Below are 14,832 nucleotides of genomic sequence, written 5' to 3'. Positions count from 1 at the left end.
CAGCTGATGTTCATCGCTGCGGCCAGTTGTTGTTTACGGGCCTCTCAGATGCCCGTGGTCGCGCGAGGATAGGCCGCCTCCGTGTCGGTGAGAACGTTCACCACATAGGGGATCCCCGACGAGAAAGCCCTGTCGAGGGCCGGGCCGATCGCCCGGGGATCGGCGACCATCTCACCCCCGGCACCCAACGCGACCGCTACCTGGTCGTAGCGGGTGCCGGGGGTGAGGTCTGCCGCGACGTCATACCCGTACAACATCTGCATCGGCCCCTTCTCGAGCCCCCACGCCGAGTTGTTCCCCACCACGATCACCACCGGCAGCCGGTGCCGCACGAGGGTGTCGACGTCCATCAGCGACATCCCGGCGGCTCCGTCGCCGAGCAGCAACACGACCTGGCTCGACGGCCGCGCTATCCGCGCCGCGATCGCCGCCCCCAGACCGGCACCGAGGCATCCGTACGGTCCGGGGTCGAGCCACAGGCCCGGCTTTCGCGGCTCGACGAACTTTCCCGCGAAGGACACGAAGTCACCGCCGTCCCCGATGACGACGGCGTCGTCGGCCAGGCGCGGGAGAAGCTCACCGTAGATGCGGGCCGGATGGATGGGGTCCGAGTCGGCGGACAGCAGCGCGGTATCGCGAGCGGCCGCCTCAAGCGTGAGAGCGCGCAACCGGTCCGCCCACGCCCGAATATCCGGCCTTGCGGGCAAGGCCGAGAGAATGCCGTCGAAGCACGCCGTGAGATCCCCGGCCGCGGAGGCCGCGAGTTCGGCATGTGCCGAGATCTGGCCGGGGGAGTCCGCAATGTGCACGACCTGGGCGGCCGGCCCGCCGTCGCGGCCTCCGAACCGTCCGTACCCGAGCCGGAAATCCAGCGGGGTGCCCACGACCAGCACGAGATCGCACGTGCCGACCGCCGCGCTCCGTGCTTTGCTGACGAGCAGCGGATGACCGCCGGGGACGATGCCGCGTCCCATGCCGTTGGTGATCACCGGTATGCCCAGTTCGTCGACGAACCAGAGGGCCGCGTTCTCGGCGCCGTCCGCCCACACATCGGTGCCCAGGACGAGCAGGGGCCGTTCCGCGCTGGTCAGCAGCCGGGCGATCTCGGCCAGGTCCTCCAAATCCGGCTCGAGGCGGGAACGCACATGCGCCTGCGGCCGCGGCGCCGTCACTCGTCCGTACAGCTCGTCCATCGGGACATCAACGAAAGCCGGTCCGCGATGCGGGGATTCGGCCGCGGTGAACGCCGCATCCACCGTCGGGCCGACCTCACCGACGGTGCGGGCCGTCTCCGACAACTTGGTGACCGACCGGAACAACGGGGGCTGATCCAGTTCCTGGAGACTGCCCGTGCCCCAGCGCGCATTGGGGGCGCGGCCGCCCAGTACGACCAGTGGCGAGCCCGCGAAGTGGGCCTGCGTGACGGCGCTGATCCCGTTCGTGACGCCCGGCCCGGCGGTGAGTACCGCAAGGCCCGGATGCCGCTCGAGCTTGCCGGTCGCCTCCGCCGCGAACACCGCCGTCTGCTCGTGTCGCACGTCGACGAGACGCATCCTCGACTCGCCTTTCACCGCGGCGTCGTACAGGGGGAAGACGTGGGCGCCGGAGAGGGTGAACATCGTCTCCACACCGTGTGCGCGGGCCACAGCGGCGGCGTGATCGCCACCGTGCCCTTCCAATTCGGGGCTCATGCGCCCGAACGCTACGACGCGGCGGAGGGCCGTGGGTTCGGTTCGAAGGAACCCGGGGCGTCAGGCGAATCTCGAGGTGGCGCGCACCGCCGCGTTGCGCGCGGTGGTGAACCGGGTGGCGGTCGCGACCCCGGCCAGCATCCGGGAGGCCCGCACGAGTCGCTGGGTGCGGTGCCGGCGCGCGCGGTCGTAGCGATGGAGGGCTTCGGTGACGGGGTGGTCGCGAAGCAGGACGGCGAGCGCGGAGGCGTCGACGATCGCCTCGCAGGCACCGCGGCCGAGGTTGGGTGCCATCGCGTGTGCGGCGTCGCCGATGAGGGCCACCTTGCCGCGGACGTACGACGGCAGCGGTGGCGACTGGTACAGGTCGTGATGCAGCACCATAGAGGGGTCGAGGCGATCGAGTACGTCGAGGACCGCGGGGTGCCACTCGCGGAAGCGCTCGCGGAGGTCGGGAACACCGCCGGTCGAGTCGGCCGGCGCGCGGACCGCCGCGAACCAGTTGGTGAGGTCGCCGTCCCGGGGTGTGATCCCGAACAGCGCGTTCGGTCCCCAGCTTTCGCTCAGTGAGGCGGCACGCCCGTCGACCCATCCTCGCCATGCGGTGAATCCGGTGTAGACCGGCCGGAACCGCGACCCGAAGAGGGCGTCGCGGGTCGCGCTCCCGATGCCGTCGGCGCCGACCACGACGTCGTATCCGGAGAGATCCGGTGCCGCCGGCGCAGGGTGACCGAAGTGCACTGTGCCATCCGGTAACCCGGCGGACAGGAGCTCGAGCAACGGCGGCCGCGACAGGAGGACGGCGGGCCGCCGGAGATTCTCGAGGCGCGCGATGGGCAGGCCGTCCCAGCGCAGGAACCACCCCGAGGTCTGCAGCACTCCCCGTTTCTCGGCCTCGCCTCCGAGGCCGGCGACCTCGAGCGAGGCAAGTGCCTCGGGCCACAGTCCCAGCGCGGTTCCGGTGGGAGGCAGGCCCTCCGCGCGTTCGAATACGTCGACGTGCCAGCCGAAGCGGACGAGTGCGTTCGCAGCGGTGAGCCCGCCGATGCCCCCACCGAGAATCGCGGCCTTCCCTGCGTGTGTCCCGCTCATGCACCGCAATCTACTACGTTTGTAGTGTGGTGTCACTACAAACGTAGTGACCGGTTTATGCTGGGACCGTGACCGACAAGCGTGCCGCTGTGCTCGACGCCGCCATCGAGGTTCTGGGAGGGGACGGGGTGCGTGCCCTCACCCATCGCCGCGTCGACGCACGTGCGGGTGTTCCCGCAGGTTCGACGTCGAACTACTTCCGGACCCGGGGTGCACTCGTCGAGGGGGTACTCGATCGCCTCCTCGAACGTGATCGCCAGGATCTGGCGGCACTGACGGTGGACGGCACGGCACCGGACCGACGAGGCCTCGAGGTCCTGTTGCGGGAGTACGTGCTCTACGCGACCGGTCCGGACGCGGTGCGCACCCGCGCGCGACTGGCGCTGTTCGTCGAATCGACCACGGTCCCGGCTCTGCGCGAGTCGGTGGGAGCGAGGCGCGGAGAACTGCGGGCGTGGGGCAGGGAAATCCTTGCCGCGCTCGGCGCCGACGACCCCGAGACCGCCGCGCAGATCGTGGTGGACTACGTCGACGGGGTGATCCTCCACCGCCTCACCTCCGAGGACGACGCGACGGACCCGCAGACCGGCATCGGCAGGATCCTCGACGCCGTCCTGCAGCGAACCGCGGTTATGTGAACGGCTCGTCACAGGCGTGTCAACGGGGAATTTACGCAGGTCAGCCCCAAGGTAGGGCAGCCTATGTTGCATTACCCCCGGTGACCTGGCATATCGTTTCCTCCAGAGCGGTGGGCCCACGATGTCCCACCGGTCGCCAGACCCGTCTCGTGCTGCCGACAAAAGGCACCCGCACCGTCGCGGATGAGCGGATACTGGCGGTGTCGAAGGTATCGGGACACCCGGCCGATACCCGTCTACGGCAGTAGATGGCCATCAGCGCTGCTGGTCGTCGGTGCTATCGCACGCAACGAAGGCTAGGTATGACTCTTCTCCCCGGGCCTCAAGGGCTCTACCACCCCTCGAACGAGCACGATTCCTGTGGCGTCGCGTTCGTTGTCGACATGCACGGTCGCCGAAGCCGCGACATCGTCGAGAAGGCGATCACCGCGCTCGTCAATCTGGAGCATCGCGGTGCTGCGGGAGCGGAGCAGAACACCGGCGACGGCGCCGGCATCCTCATTCAGATTCCCGACGCGTACTTCCGCGCTGTCATCGACTTCGACCTTCCCGCCGAAGGTGCCTACGCGACCGGTATCGCCTTCCTGCCCAAGGGCACGGAAGCCGCCGATGAGGCTGTTGCACAGGTGAACCGCATCGTCGAGGAAGAGGGTCTCGAGGTCCTCGGCTGGCGTGAGGTGCCCGTGGACGAGTCGGAACTCGGCTCCATGGCGATCGACGCCATGCCGACCTTCCGCCAGATCTTCGTCGCGTCGGGCGCCCGCGCCCTGACCGGCATCGACCTCGAGCGCCGTGCCTACGTGGTGCGCAAGCGCACCGAGCACGAACTCGGACACGAGGGCCCCGGCGAGGACGGCCCCGGCCGCGAGACCGTGTACTTCCCGAGCCTGTCGGCGTCGACCTTCGTCTACAAGGGCATGCTCACCACGCCGCAGCTCAAGGGCTTCTACGTGGACCTCCAGGACGAGCGCGTCGAGTCGGCTCTCGGTCTGGTGCACTCGCGCTTCTCCACGAACACCTTCCCGTCGTGGCCTCTCGCGCATCCCTTCCGTCGCGTCGCACACAACGGCGAGATCAACACCGTCACCGGCAACGCCAACTGGATGCGTGCACGTGAGGCACTGATCGAGAGCGACATCTTCGGCGGTCGCGACAAGCTCGAGAAGATCTTCCCGGTGTGCACCCCGGGTGCCTCGGATACCGCGCGGTTCGACGAGGTTCTCGAACTTCTCCACCTCGGTGGCCGCAGCCTGCCGCACGCGGTGCTCATGATGATCCCGGAGGCGTGGGAACGGAACACGGCCATGGATCCGGCCCGTCGTGCGTTCTACGAGTACCACTCCGCGCTCATGGAGCCGTGGGACGGCCCCGCGTCGGTGTGCTTCACCGACGGTGTCGTCATCGGTGCGGTGCTCGACCGCAACGGTCTGCGCCCGTCGCGCGCCTGGGTCACCGACGACGGCCTGGTCGTGATGGCGTCCGAGGTGGGTGTGCTCGACATCCCCGCCGAGAAGATCGTGAGCAAGCGGCGCCTGCAGCCGGGCCGGATGTTCCTCGTCGACACGGCCAAGGGCCGCATCGTCGAAGACGAGGAGATCAAGCGCGAACTCGCCGCCGAACTCCCGTACCAGGAGTGGGTCGAGAAGGGCGTCACCCGTCTCGAAGACCTGCCGCAGTCGAAGTACACCTACATGTCGCACGAGCGGGTGGTGTTGCGGCAGCAGGTGTTCGGATACACCAACGAAGAGGTCGACCTTCTCGTCAAGCCGATGGCTGCCACCGGTGGTGAGGCGCTCGGTTCCATGGGCACCGACACCCCGATCGCTGTGCTGTCGTCGCGGCCGCGGATGCTGTTCGACTTCTTCTCCCAGCTGTTCGCGCAGGTGACCAACCCGCCGCTGGACGCGATCCGCGAAGAGATCGTCACCAGCATGGGCGGGATGCTCGGGCCCGAGGGCGACCTGCTCGACCCCACCGCCGCGTCGTGCCGGCGCATCCTGCTCTCCGCACCGGTGATCGACAACGACGATCTGCAGAAGCTCATCCACGTCAACGACGAGAAGCAGTTCCCGGGCTTCAGCAGCGTCATCATCCGCGGCCTGTACCCGGTCGCGGAAGGCGGAGCCGGTCTGGAGCGGGCGCTCGCGAGCATTCGCGCGCAGGTGTCCCAGGCCATCGAGAAGGGCGCACGCCTGATCGTGTTGTCGGACCGCGAGTCCGACGAGAAGCTCGCGCCGATCCCGTCGCTGCTGCTCACCTCCGCGGTGCACCACCACCTCGTGCGGGAGAAGACGCGCACGCAGGTCGGTCTGCTCGTCGAGGCGGGCGACGCCCGCGAGGTGCACCACATCGCCGCGCTGTGCGGTTTCGGTGCGGCCGTGGTCAATCCGTACATGGCGTTCGAGAGCATCGACGAGTTGCTGCAGAACGGCGACCTGCCGGAGGGCATGACCCTCGACAAGGCCATCGCCAACTACATCAAGGCCGCGTCGAAGGGCGTCCTCAAGGTGATGTCCAAGATGGGCATCTCCACGCTCGCCTCGTACACCGGCGCGCAGCTGTTCCAGGTCATCGGCCTGTCGCAGGACCTCGTCGACGAGTACTTCACCGGCCTGCAGTCGCATCTCGGGGGTGTCGGCCTCGAAGAGATCGCCCACGACGTGGCAGCCCGTCACCGGTCGGCATTCCTCGACCGGCCGTCCGAGCACGCGCACCGCGAGCTCGAGGTGGGCGGCGAATACCAGTGGCGTCGTGAAGGCGAGTACCACCTGTTCAACCCGGACACGGTGTTCAAGCTCCAGCACGCCACCCGCACCGGTCAATACAAGGTGTTCAAGGAGTACACGAAGCTCGTCGACGACCAGTCGCAGCAGCTCGCGTCGCTCCGTGGCCTGTTCGAGTTCAAGACCGGTTTGCGCCCCGCCGTGCCTCTCGAGGAGGTCGAGCCGGCGAGCGAGATCGTCAAGCGGTTCTCCACCGGTGCGATGAGCTACGGCTCCATCTCGTCGGAGGCCCACGAGACTCTCGCGATCGCGATGAACCGTCTCGGCGGCCGATCGAATTCCGGTGAGGGCGGCGAACATCCCGACCGCTTCACGCCGGACGAGAACGGCGACTGGCGGCGCTCGGCGATCAAGCAGGTCGCGTCCGGCCGGTTCGGTGTGTCGTCGCACTACCTGACGAACTGCACCGATATCCAGATCAAGATGGCGCAGGGCGCCAAGCCCGGCGAGGGCGGTCAGCTCCCGCCGCACAAGGTGTACCCGTGGGTCGCCGAGGTGCGCGGCTCCACGCCGGGCGTCGGCCTGATCTCGCCGCCGCCGCACCACGACATCTACTCCATCGAGGATCTCGCCCAGCTGATCCACGACCTGAAGAACGCCAACCCGGAAGCCCGCATCCACGTGAAGCTGGTGTCCGAACTCGGCGTCGGCACGGTCGCGGCGGGCGTGTCCAAGGCGCATGCCGACGTGGTGCTCATCTCCGGTCACGACGGTGGCACCGGCGCGTCGCCGCTGACCTCGCTCAAGCACGCCGGCGCACCCTGGGAGATCGGCCTGGCCGAGACCCAGCAGACGCTCATGCTCAACGGTCTGCGCGACCGCATCGTGGTGCAGGTCGACGGCCAGATGAAGACGGGTCGCGACGTCATCGTCGCGGCGCTGCTCGGAGGCGAGGAGTTCGGTTTCGCTACCGCGCCTCTCGTGGTCTCGGGTTGCGTCATGATGCGTGTCTGTCATCTCGACACCTGCCCCGTGGGTGTCGCGACGCAGAACCCGGTGTTGCGCAAGCGGTTCACCGGCAAGCCGGAGTTCGTCGAGAACTTCATGCTCTACATCGCCGAAGAGGTGCGCGAGTACCTCGCGGAGCTGGGCTTCCGCAGTCTCGACGAGGCGATCGGGCAGGTCGACTGCCTCGACACCCGCAAGGCTGTGGACCACTACCGCGCGTCGAAGCTGGACCTGTCGCCGTTGCTGCAGAAGGTCACCTCGCCCATCTACGGCGAGCAGGACATGCACTGCACCAAGGAACAGGACCACGCACTCGACAAGGCGCTCGACAACGAGCTGATCGCCAAGGCGCAGCAGGCTCTCGAGTCCGGCACGCCCGTCGAGATCGACACGGCCGTCACGAACGTCAACCGCACGGTCGGCACGATGCTCGGCCACGAGGTCACCAAGAAGTACGGCAAGGACGGCCTGCCGGACGGCACGATCGACATCACGTTGACGGGATCGGCCGGTAACAGCTTCGGTGCCTTCGTGCCTCGCGGTATCACGCTGCGCCTGTACGGGGACGCGAACGACTTCGTCGGCAAGGGCTTGTCGGGTGGCCGCATCGTCGTGCGTCCCCCGCTCGACGCCGCACCGGGATTCGTGCCGGAAGACAACATCATCGCCGGCAACGTGATCCTGTTCGGCGCCACCGGCGGTGAGGTTCTCATCCGCGGTGTCGCAGGCGAGCGTTTCGCAGTCCGCAACTCCGGAGCCACGGCCGTCGTCGAAGGCGTCGGCGACCACGGCTGCGAGTACATGACGGGTGGCAAGGTCGTCATCCTCGGCAAGACCGGCCGCAACTTCGGTGCGGGCATGTCCGGTGGCGTCGCGTTCGTGTACAACCCGGACAAGGACTTCGAGGACAACCTGAATACCGAGCTGGTCGACCTCGAGGATCTCGAGGGCGAAGACTTCGTCTGGCTCAAGGGCGCGGTCGAACGGCATCGTGACGAAACGGGCTCCGACGTTGCAGCCCGCATCCTGGCCGACTGGTCACAACAAGTCAGCCACTTCGCGAAGGTCATGCCTCGCGATTACAAGAAGGTGCTCATGGCTATCAAGGACGCCACCATTCGTGGTGGGAACGTGGACGAGGCGATCATGGAGGCAGCTCGTGGGTGATCCAAGCGGCTTCCTCAAGCACGGGTCACGCGAGACTCCGGTCCGTCGTCCCGTCCCCCTCCGGCTGCTCGACTGGAAGGAGGTCTACGAGCCTTTCCCGCTCGAGACCCTCCAGGTCCAGGCGAGCCGCTGCATGGACTGCGGTATTCCCTTCTGCCACAACGGCTGTCCGCTCGGAAACCTGATTCCCGAGTGGAACGACCTGGCGTACAAGGGCAAGTGGGAGGACGGCATCGAACGTCTCCACGCCACCAACAACTTCCCGGAGTTCACCGGGCGGCTGTGCCCGGCACCCTGTGAGGCGTCGTGTGTCCTGGGCATCAACCAGGATCCCGTGACGATCAAGCAGGTCGAGGTCGAGCTGATCGAGAAGGCCTTCGAGGACAACCGCGTCAAGCCGGTGCCGCCGTCGAAGCTCACCGGTCGCAAGGTGGCGGTCGTCGGGTCGGGTCCGGCAGGACTTGCTGCGGCGCAGCAGCTTACGCGCGCCGGGCACACGGTCACGGTGTTCGAGCGGGCCGATCGCATCGGCGGACTGCTCCGCTACGGCATTCCCGAGTTCAAGATGGAGAAGCGGTTCATCGACCGCCGTCTCGCACAGATGGAGGCCGAAGGCACCGTCTTCCGGACCGGAGTGAACGTCGGGGTCGACATCACGGCCGACGAACTGCGCGAGCAGTTCGACGCCGTGGTCCTCGCCGGCGGTGCGACCGTCGCGCGCGACCTGCCCATCCCCGGGCGCGAACTCGACGGGATCCATCAAGCGATGGAGTTTCTGCCGATCGCCAACCGTGTCCAGTTCGGTGACCTCCCCGCGCCGACCATCACGGCGGAAGGCAAGAAGGTCGTCATCATCGGTGGCGGCGACACCGGCGCCGACTGCCTCGGTACGTCACACCGTCAGGGTGCGGTGAGCGTCAGCCAGTTCGAGATCATGCCGCGCCCGCCGGAGCAGCGCGCCGACTCGACGCCGTGGCCGACGTACCCGTTGATGTACCGCGTCTCTTCGGCACACGAAGAGGGCGGCGACCGTGTCTTCTCCGTCAACACCGAGCAGTTCGTCGGCGAGGACGGCAAGGTCACGGGTCTCCGCGCCCACGAGGTGCGCATGGTGAACGGCCGTTTCGAGAAGGTCGAGGGAAGCGACTTCGAACTCGAAGCCGATCTCGTCCTCCTCGCGATGGGCTTTGTCGGGCCCGAGAAGCCGGGCCTGCTCACGGATCTCGGTGTTGACCTCAACGAGCGCGGCAACGTCGCCCGCTCCGAGGAGTGGTCCACCAATGTCGACGGCGTGTTCGTCGCCGGCGACATGGGTCGTGGCCAGTCTCTCATCGTGTGGGCCATCGCCGAGGGTCGCGCATGCGCGGCGGCAGTGGATCGATTCCTCGAGGGAGCAACGGCGCTTCCCGTTCCGATCACCACCAGCACCATGCCGCAGCGCTGACGCTGCCGAACGACAGGCGGGGCCGCACACGAGAGTGTGCGGCCCCGTTTGTCTCTTCCCGGACCTACCGGAGGGTCCGGCCGGCGAAACGGCGCGTCGCGGCCGCGTATTCGGCGGCGAGGTCGTCGACGATGGATTTCACCGGCGTGACGCCGTCGATGAGGCCCAGACCCTGGCCCGCGGCCCAGATGTTCTTCCACCGCCCCTGCACGTCCGCACCGGCGTTGTAGTCACGGCCGGCCGGTGCGGTGAGGGCGTCGGGATCGAGACCGTTCGCAATCAGGCTGGGACGCAACCACGAGGCGCTGGTTCCGGTGATGCCGGAGCTGACGACGAGGTCGTCCGGTCCGTGCTCGACGACCATCTGCTTGTAGTCGGGGGACGCCATGCTTTCCGTCGCCGTCAGGAACCGGGTGCCCATGTAGACGAGATCGGCGCCGGCCGCGACGGCACCTGCCACACCCCAGCCGTCGGCGATGCCCCCGCCGATGACGAGCAGTCCGTCGAAGAACTGCCGCACGGCGGAGACGAACGCGAACGGGGAGAGATGGCCCGTGTGCCCCCCGGCTCCCGCCGAGATGCACGCGAGTCCGTCGACTCCGAAGCCGGCGGCTTTACGGGCGAGCCGGACGGACACCACATCTGCGAGCACCAGCCCGCCGTATCCCTTGACCGTCTCCATCACCGGTTCCGGAGACCCCAGAGCCGTGATGACCACAGGCGGGCGATGCTCGGCGACCAGGCGCAAGTCCTCCTCGAGCCGCTGGTTGGAGCGGTGGGTCACCAGATTCACCGCCCACGGTGCGGCATCCGGTCCCGCGGCCGCGACACCGTCGGAGATCGTCCCCATCCAGCGGTCGAGTTCGGCGGTCGTGCGGCAGTTGGGCGTGGGGAAGGAGCCCACGATTCCGGCCGCGCTCGCTGCGATGACGAGTTCCGGGCCCGACACCAGGAACATCGGGGCCGCGACCACCGGGATGCGCACGCGCGCGGGAAGGCCGACCGGAGTGGAGTGGGGTGCTGTGGACATGCTCATAGGGATTCCAGGAGGTCGGTGCGGATGTGGCGTCGCAACAGTTTGCCTACCGCGTTGCGCGGCAGGGTGTCGACGAGTTCGATGCGTTCGGGCAGTTTGAACGACGCGATGTCCCGCGCGCGAAGGTGCGCCGTCAGATCGTCGAGTGTCGGGGTGGCACCGGCAGTGGGAACCACGACTGCACAGCATTTTTCGCCGAGTACCTCGTCGGGGATACCGATGATCGCGACTTCGGCGACCGCCGGGTGGTCCTGCAGCAGCCCTTCGATCTCTGCCGGTGCGATGTTCATGCCGCCCCGGATGACGATCTCCTTGATCCGGTCGACGAAGCGCAGGTACTCGCCGTGCTCACCGCACAACTCGAAAACGTCACCGCTGCAGAGGAAGCCGTCCTCGTCGAACGGGGACGACGTCGCGGTGCCCTCGAGGTAACCCGCGAAGACGGTGGGCCCCTTCAACCGGAGTTCGCCGCGGCCGCCGATGGTGTCGACCAGGGCGCCGGTCACGGGATCGATGAGGCGTACCTCGGTGCTGCGGCTCAGACGCACCACCCAGGACTGGTCCGGCGCCGCGTAGTTCGGCAGATGCTGAGCGCGGACGGTCGGGTCCGGGATGTCGCCCGGTGCACCGAGAAGGCACACGCCCTCGTTGGATCCGAAGAAATTGATCACCTCGACCCCGTGGTCGTTCTGCCAGGACGCCACGACGGACGGCGGCAGCGGTGCGCCACCCGCCCCGACGCGCGCGAGCGACGAAAGGTCGAACTTGCCGCGCAGGTCGTCGTTCTTGAGCAGCATCGTCAGGATCGCCGGGGGCATGGTGGTGTGGGTGGCCCGGTGGTGCTGGATCTGGCCCAGATAGACCGCGATGTCCAGGGGGTGGTGGTGGACGAGGTGACCCCCACCGAGGAGCCAGGGCAGCAACGCCGCTGCGAACCCGGCCATGTTCACCAAGGGGAACGGGTTCACGAGCACGGAATCCTCCGTGGTTTCGAGGCCGTCCTGCACTCCTCGGCCCACCGCGAGCCAATCCGCGTGGCACCGGGGTACGCCCTTGGGCGCTGCCTCGGTACCGCTCGTCCAGCACACGGTGACCCGGTCGTTGACCGTGCGCACCACTGCGGCCGCATAGGCATCGGCCTCGTCGAGATGGGGTGCGGGCACCGATGCGGTGTCGATCTCGACGGCCTGTTCCGGCACGTGCGGTCCGAAAGCGAATACGGTGCCGAGGGTCCGGTGGCCGGAGGCCAGTTCCGACGCTTCGGTGGCGAGCGAGCGGTCGCCGAGTCTACCCACAGTGACGACGGCGACGGCAGAACACGCATCGACGATGCCGGACAGTTCGTGACCGCGATACGACGCGGGCATCGGGGCCGCCACGGCGCCGAGGCGCCACAGTGCCAGGTAGGTGGCGGTGAGGGCGACCGAATTGGGCATCTGCACGGCAACCGTGTCGTCCTGCCGTATTCCACGCGCGTGGAATACGGCTGCGACCCGCCGCACGAACTCGTCGAGTTCCTGCCACGTCAGCGACCGGGGCTGTGCCCCGGTGAGATCCGCCAAATTGGCCGGGTCGGTGGTCGCGGCATGCGAAGGCCTGCGCTGTACCCAGGATTCGAAGAGGTCCGGGAGCGTCTCGTCCTGCCACCAGCCCCGTTCCAGGTATTCGGAGACTGTGGCGTCGGGATGGCACGCGCGTGCGGTGGGCGGGTGGGAAAGCGGTGTGGACATCAGGGGGCCTTTCGCGAAGTCCGGGTGGGAAAGTGGTCGCGGGTATCGCTCACAGCCGGCGGAGCACCAGGGCTGAGCCGAGACCGAGGGCTGCGGGGATGGTGACGAGCGCGTGCTCGCCTCCGGTGCGTTCGAGCTGGTCGAGTGCGTGAGCCACGAGAATGCCGCCGGTGGCCCCGAGCGGATGTCCGACGGCGAGAGCGCCGCCGTGGACATTGACGCGGGCCGGGTCGAGGTGCAGTTCCTCGATCATCATCAACGGTGTCACGGCGAAGGATTCGTTGATTTCGACAACGTCGAGGTCCTGCGCCGTGATGCCGGCACGTGCGAGCGCCCGGTTCGAGGCGACCACGGGAGCGGTCAGGAGCGGTGAGCGGACCGCGCTCTGCGCCGTCCCGACGATCTGGGCGCGGGGCCGCCTCGACAGGGCCGCACCGGCTTCGGCGTCACCGATCAGAATCGCGGAGGCTCCGTCTGCCAGCTGAGGCGCGGTGGCGATTGTGTGCAGTCCCGCCGCCGGGCGCGGTGAATCCGGTAACCGGCGGGCGACCCGCTCCCACCCGGCGTCTTCTCCGAAGAGTGCGGGCAGCGCGGCGAAATCGTCGAGTGTCACTCCGGGGCGCGGGCCCTCGTCCGAATCGAGTTCGGTATCGCCGACTTTCATGCTGATCAGTGACGGCGAGGGGGGCGCGGTGGCGGCACGCCCGTGCGAGGCGACCGCGTAGGCATCGAGCAACTCGCGGGTGAACCCGTACCGTGCCGCCGTGAGATCGGCCGACACCCCGATGGTGACGAACCCGGTGCGTTCACCGAGTTCGGGGTCCACAGCGATCGGGGGCGAATCGGAGAACATCGGCACCCGGGACATCGATTCGACGCCCCCCGCGACCACCGCGCGCGCCGTACCGGCGGCCACCCGTGCGGCTGCGCCTTCGATGGCATCGAGCCCGGAGCAGCACAACCGGGAGACGACGCCGCCGGGGATGTGATCGGGCCAGCCCGCCCACTGCACGGCCGCTCTGGTGAGGTCGCCGGCTTGTTCTCCGGTGGCGGTGCTGATTCCGAGGAGCACGTCGTCCACAACCTCGGATGCACCGCAGCGTTCGTCGAGTGCGGTGAGAAGCCGGGCGATCAGCTCGACCGGGCGTACGCCTGCCAGGGTGCCGCCGCTCTTGCGCACGCGGGCACGGGGGAGGCGGACGGCGTCGTAGATGTACGGGGGATTGCTCCGATTCACAGATTTGCTCCGACTCGTTGAATGTCGTGACCCGAGTCACTACAGCTAACGAAGTGATACCGGGTGACATCGGTCGGTGTCAAGATGGGGACCGAAGGCCCGCGTCAGGGATGGGGCAGCATCGGCTCGATCCGCGCACTGTGCCGATCCACCGGCCCGTCGCATCCCCTGCACTGAAGTTCCGGATGCAGGATCGCGCCGCACTCGCGGTGCAGGATCCGCAGCGGCCCGGGCGCCTCCGGGAAGGCCTGTGTGGACCACCGGATCAGGAAGACGAACACGCCGAACAGCGCACGACCACGGTGCGTCACGCGGTATTGGCGGTCGGTACCGGACGGGTGGCCGAGGATCTGCGCGGCGCACAGCCGGGCGAGGCGATCGGTGAGCGTCGTCGGGGAGATGTCCAGCGCCGACCGGAATTCTCCGAACCGGCGGGCTCCGGCCAGTGCGAGACCGGTGATCGCGCCGCTCCAGCGATCACCCAGAGCCTCCATCACCGCGTTGAACTGCATGTCTGCCGACACGCTCTTGCCGGCGGGCCCGCGGGTGGAGCGCCGCCGGGCCCCGGAGGTCACGGTCCAGATCGCTTCCGCATCCATCTCGATGTCCGTGTCGTGGGTGGTGACGACAGTGCCGCAGGATCCACAGCGGATGACGGCGGGACCACGGTGCCCGCAGGCGTCGTGCACCAGGTCGGGCTGCCACGCACCTTCGGGTGTCCATTCCCGTTGCCAACTCCAGATGCACACGAGGATCGGCCAGGTGGCGGTCCCGAGATCGGTCAGCAGGTAGTCGTGTCGATCCGAGCCGGCCGACTGCGGGGAGCGTTCCAGCACACCCGCCGCCGCCAGTGACTGGAGCCGGTCGGTCAGCACCGAGGACGGGGCTCCCGTGAGTTCGAGCCACTGGTTGAACCGGGTCGTGCCGCTCACGAACGCGTGGCCGAGCAGCGCGAGTGTGAGGCGGTCGCCGAGCAGATCGAGCGTGGCGGCGACCGGATTGACGGTCCCAGCCCGGTCGCTCGGCACGGTATTGCTTCGGGTCACGGGCCAACCTCCTCCGGTGC

General features: G+C 68.1%; 9 protein-coding genes. 3 read left to right on the top strand and 6 right to left on the bottom strand.

The genetic code is table 11. The features are described from left to right. Nucleotides 1-44: 44 nt before the first annotated feature. Nucleotides 45-1,691: an acetolactate synthase gene (locus HF886_RS10760; RefSeq protein ID WP_169652288.1), complete on the bottom strand. Its 1,647-nt coding sequence runs from the start codon at nucleotides 1,689-1,691 to the stop codon at nucleotides 45-47. A gap of 60 nt (nucleotides 1,692-1,751) precedes the next feature. Beyond that, a complete protein-coding gene (locus tag HF886_RS10755) occupies nucleotides 1,752-2,783 on the bottom strand; it encodes an FAD-dependent monooxygenase (protein WP_169652287.1) in 1,032 nt (343 codons plus the stop codon). Between the two features lie 68 nt (nucleotides 2,784-2,851). Between HF886_RS10755 and HF886_RS21390 the strand changes: the two genes are divergently transcribed. The 3 genes from HF886_RS21390 (at nucleotide 2,852) to HF886_RS10740 (ending at nucleotide 9,763) form a co-directional block, all read left to right on the top strand. Beyond that, nucleotides 2,852-3,421, top strand: a complete 570-nt coding sequence (locus HF886_RS21390) for a TetR family transcriptional regulator (RefSeq protein ID WP_169652286.1) — start codon at nucleotides 2,852-2,854, stop codon at nucleotides 3,419-3,421. Between the two features lie 302 nt (nucleotides 3,422-3,723). Continuing rightward, the gene (gene gltB / locus HF886_RS10745; protein ID WP_169652285.1) at nucleotides 3,724-8,319 is read left to right on the top strand and encodes a glutamate synthase large subunit; all 4,596 of its coding nucleotides are present in this window, start codon (nucleotides 3,724-3,726) and stop codon (nucleotides 8,317-8,319) included. Continuing rightward, complete coding sequence (locus tag HF886_RS10740) at nucleotides 8,312-9,763, top strand: glutamate synthase subunit beta (RefSeq protein WP_169620858.1); 1,452 nt, start codon at nucleotides 8,312-8,314, stop codon at nucleotides 9,761-9,763. Before gltB ends, HF886_RS10740 begins: the two co-directional genes overlap by 8 nt. A 64-nt stretch (nucleotides 9,764-9,827) precedes the next feature. On the opposite strand, the gene HF886_RS10735 is transcribed toward HF886_RS10740, so the two are convergent. From HF886_RS10735 to HF886_RS10720, 4 genes are all read right to left on the bottom strand, one after another. Further along, nucleotides 9,828-10,799 carry a nitronate monooxygenase gene (locus HF886_RS10735; protein ID WP_240955033.1) on the bottom strand — a complete coding sequence of 324 codons (972 nt, stop codon included), beginning with the start codon at nucleotides 10,797-10,799 and terminating at the stop codon, nucleotides 9,828-9,830. Next, the gene (locus HF886_RS10730; protein ID WP_169652284.1) at nucleotides 10,796-12,529 is read right to left on the bottom strand and encodes a class I adenylate-forming enzyme family protein; all 1,734 of its coding nucleotides are present in this window, start codon (nucleotides 12,527-12,529) and stop codon (nucleotides 10,796-10,798) included. The genes HF886_RS10735 and HF886_RS10730 overlap by 4 nt, the downstream gene beginning before the upstream one ends. Before the next feature lie 49 nt (nucleotides 12,530-12,578). After that, a complete protein-coding gene (locus HF886_RS10725; protein WP_169652283.1) occupies nucleotides 12,579-13,766 on the bottom strand; it encodes an acetyl-CoA C-acyltransferase in 1,188 nt (395 codons plus the stop codon). A 104-nt stretch (nucleotides 13,767-13,870) separates the two neighbouring features. Further along, on the bottom strand, nucleotides 13,871-14,812 hold the full coding sequence (locus HF886_RS10720) for a winged helix-turn-helix transcriptional regulator (protein ID WP_346765348.1): 942 nt from the start codon (nucleotides 14,810-14,812) through the stop codon (nucleotides 13,871-13,873). Between the last annotated feature and the right edge of the window lie 20 nt (nucleotides 14,813-14,832).

It is taken from the genome of Rhodococcus sp. 105337 (assembly GCF_012844225.1).
Taxonomy (GTDB): domain Bacteria; phylum Actinomycetota; class Actinomycetes; order Mycobacteriales; family Mycobacteriaceae; genus Rhodococcus.
Note: the sequence above shows the minus strand (reverse complement) of the source record. Positions and strands in the feature narration are given on the sequence as shown.

Excerpts from the sequence above, each read along its gene's own strand:
- HF886_RS10760 (WP_169652288.1), bottom strand. The coding sequence starts at position 1,691 with ATGAGCCCCGAATTGGAAGGGCACGGTGGCGATCACGCCGCCGCTGTG.
- HF886_RS10755 (WP_169652287.1), bottom strand. The coding sequence starts at position 2,783 with ATGAGCGGGACACACGCAGGGAAGGCCGCGATTCTCGGTGGGGGCATC.
- gltB (WP_169652285.1), top strand. The coding sequence starts at position 3,724 with ATGACTCTTCTCCCCGGGCCTCAAGGGCTCTACCACCCCTCGAACGAG.
- HF886_RS10735 (WP_240955033.1), bottom strand. The coding sequence starts at position 10,799 with ATGAGCATGTCCACAGCACCCCACTCCACTCCGGTCGGCCTTCCCGCG.
- HF886_RS10730 (WP_169652284.1), bottom strand. The coding sequence starts at position 12,529 with ATGTCCACACCGCTTTCCCACCCGCCCACCGCACGCGCGTGCCATCCC.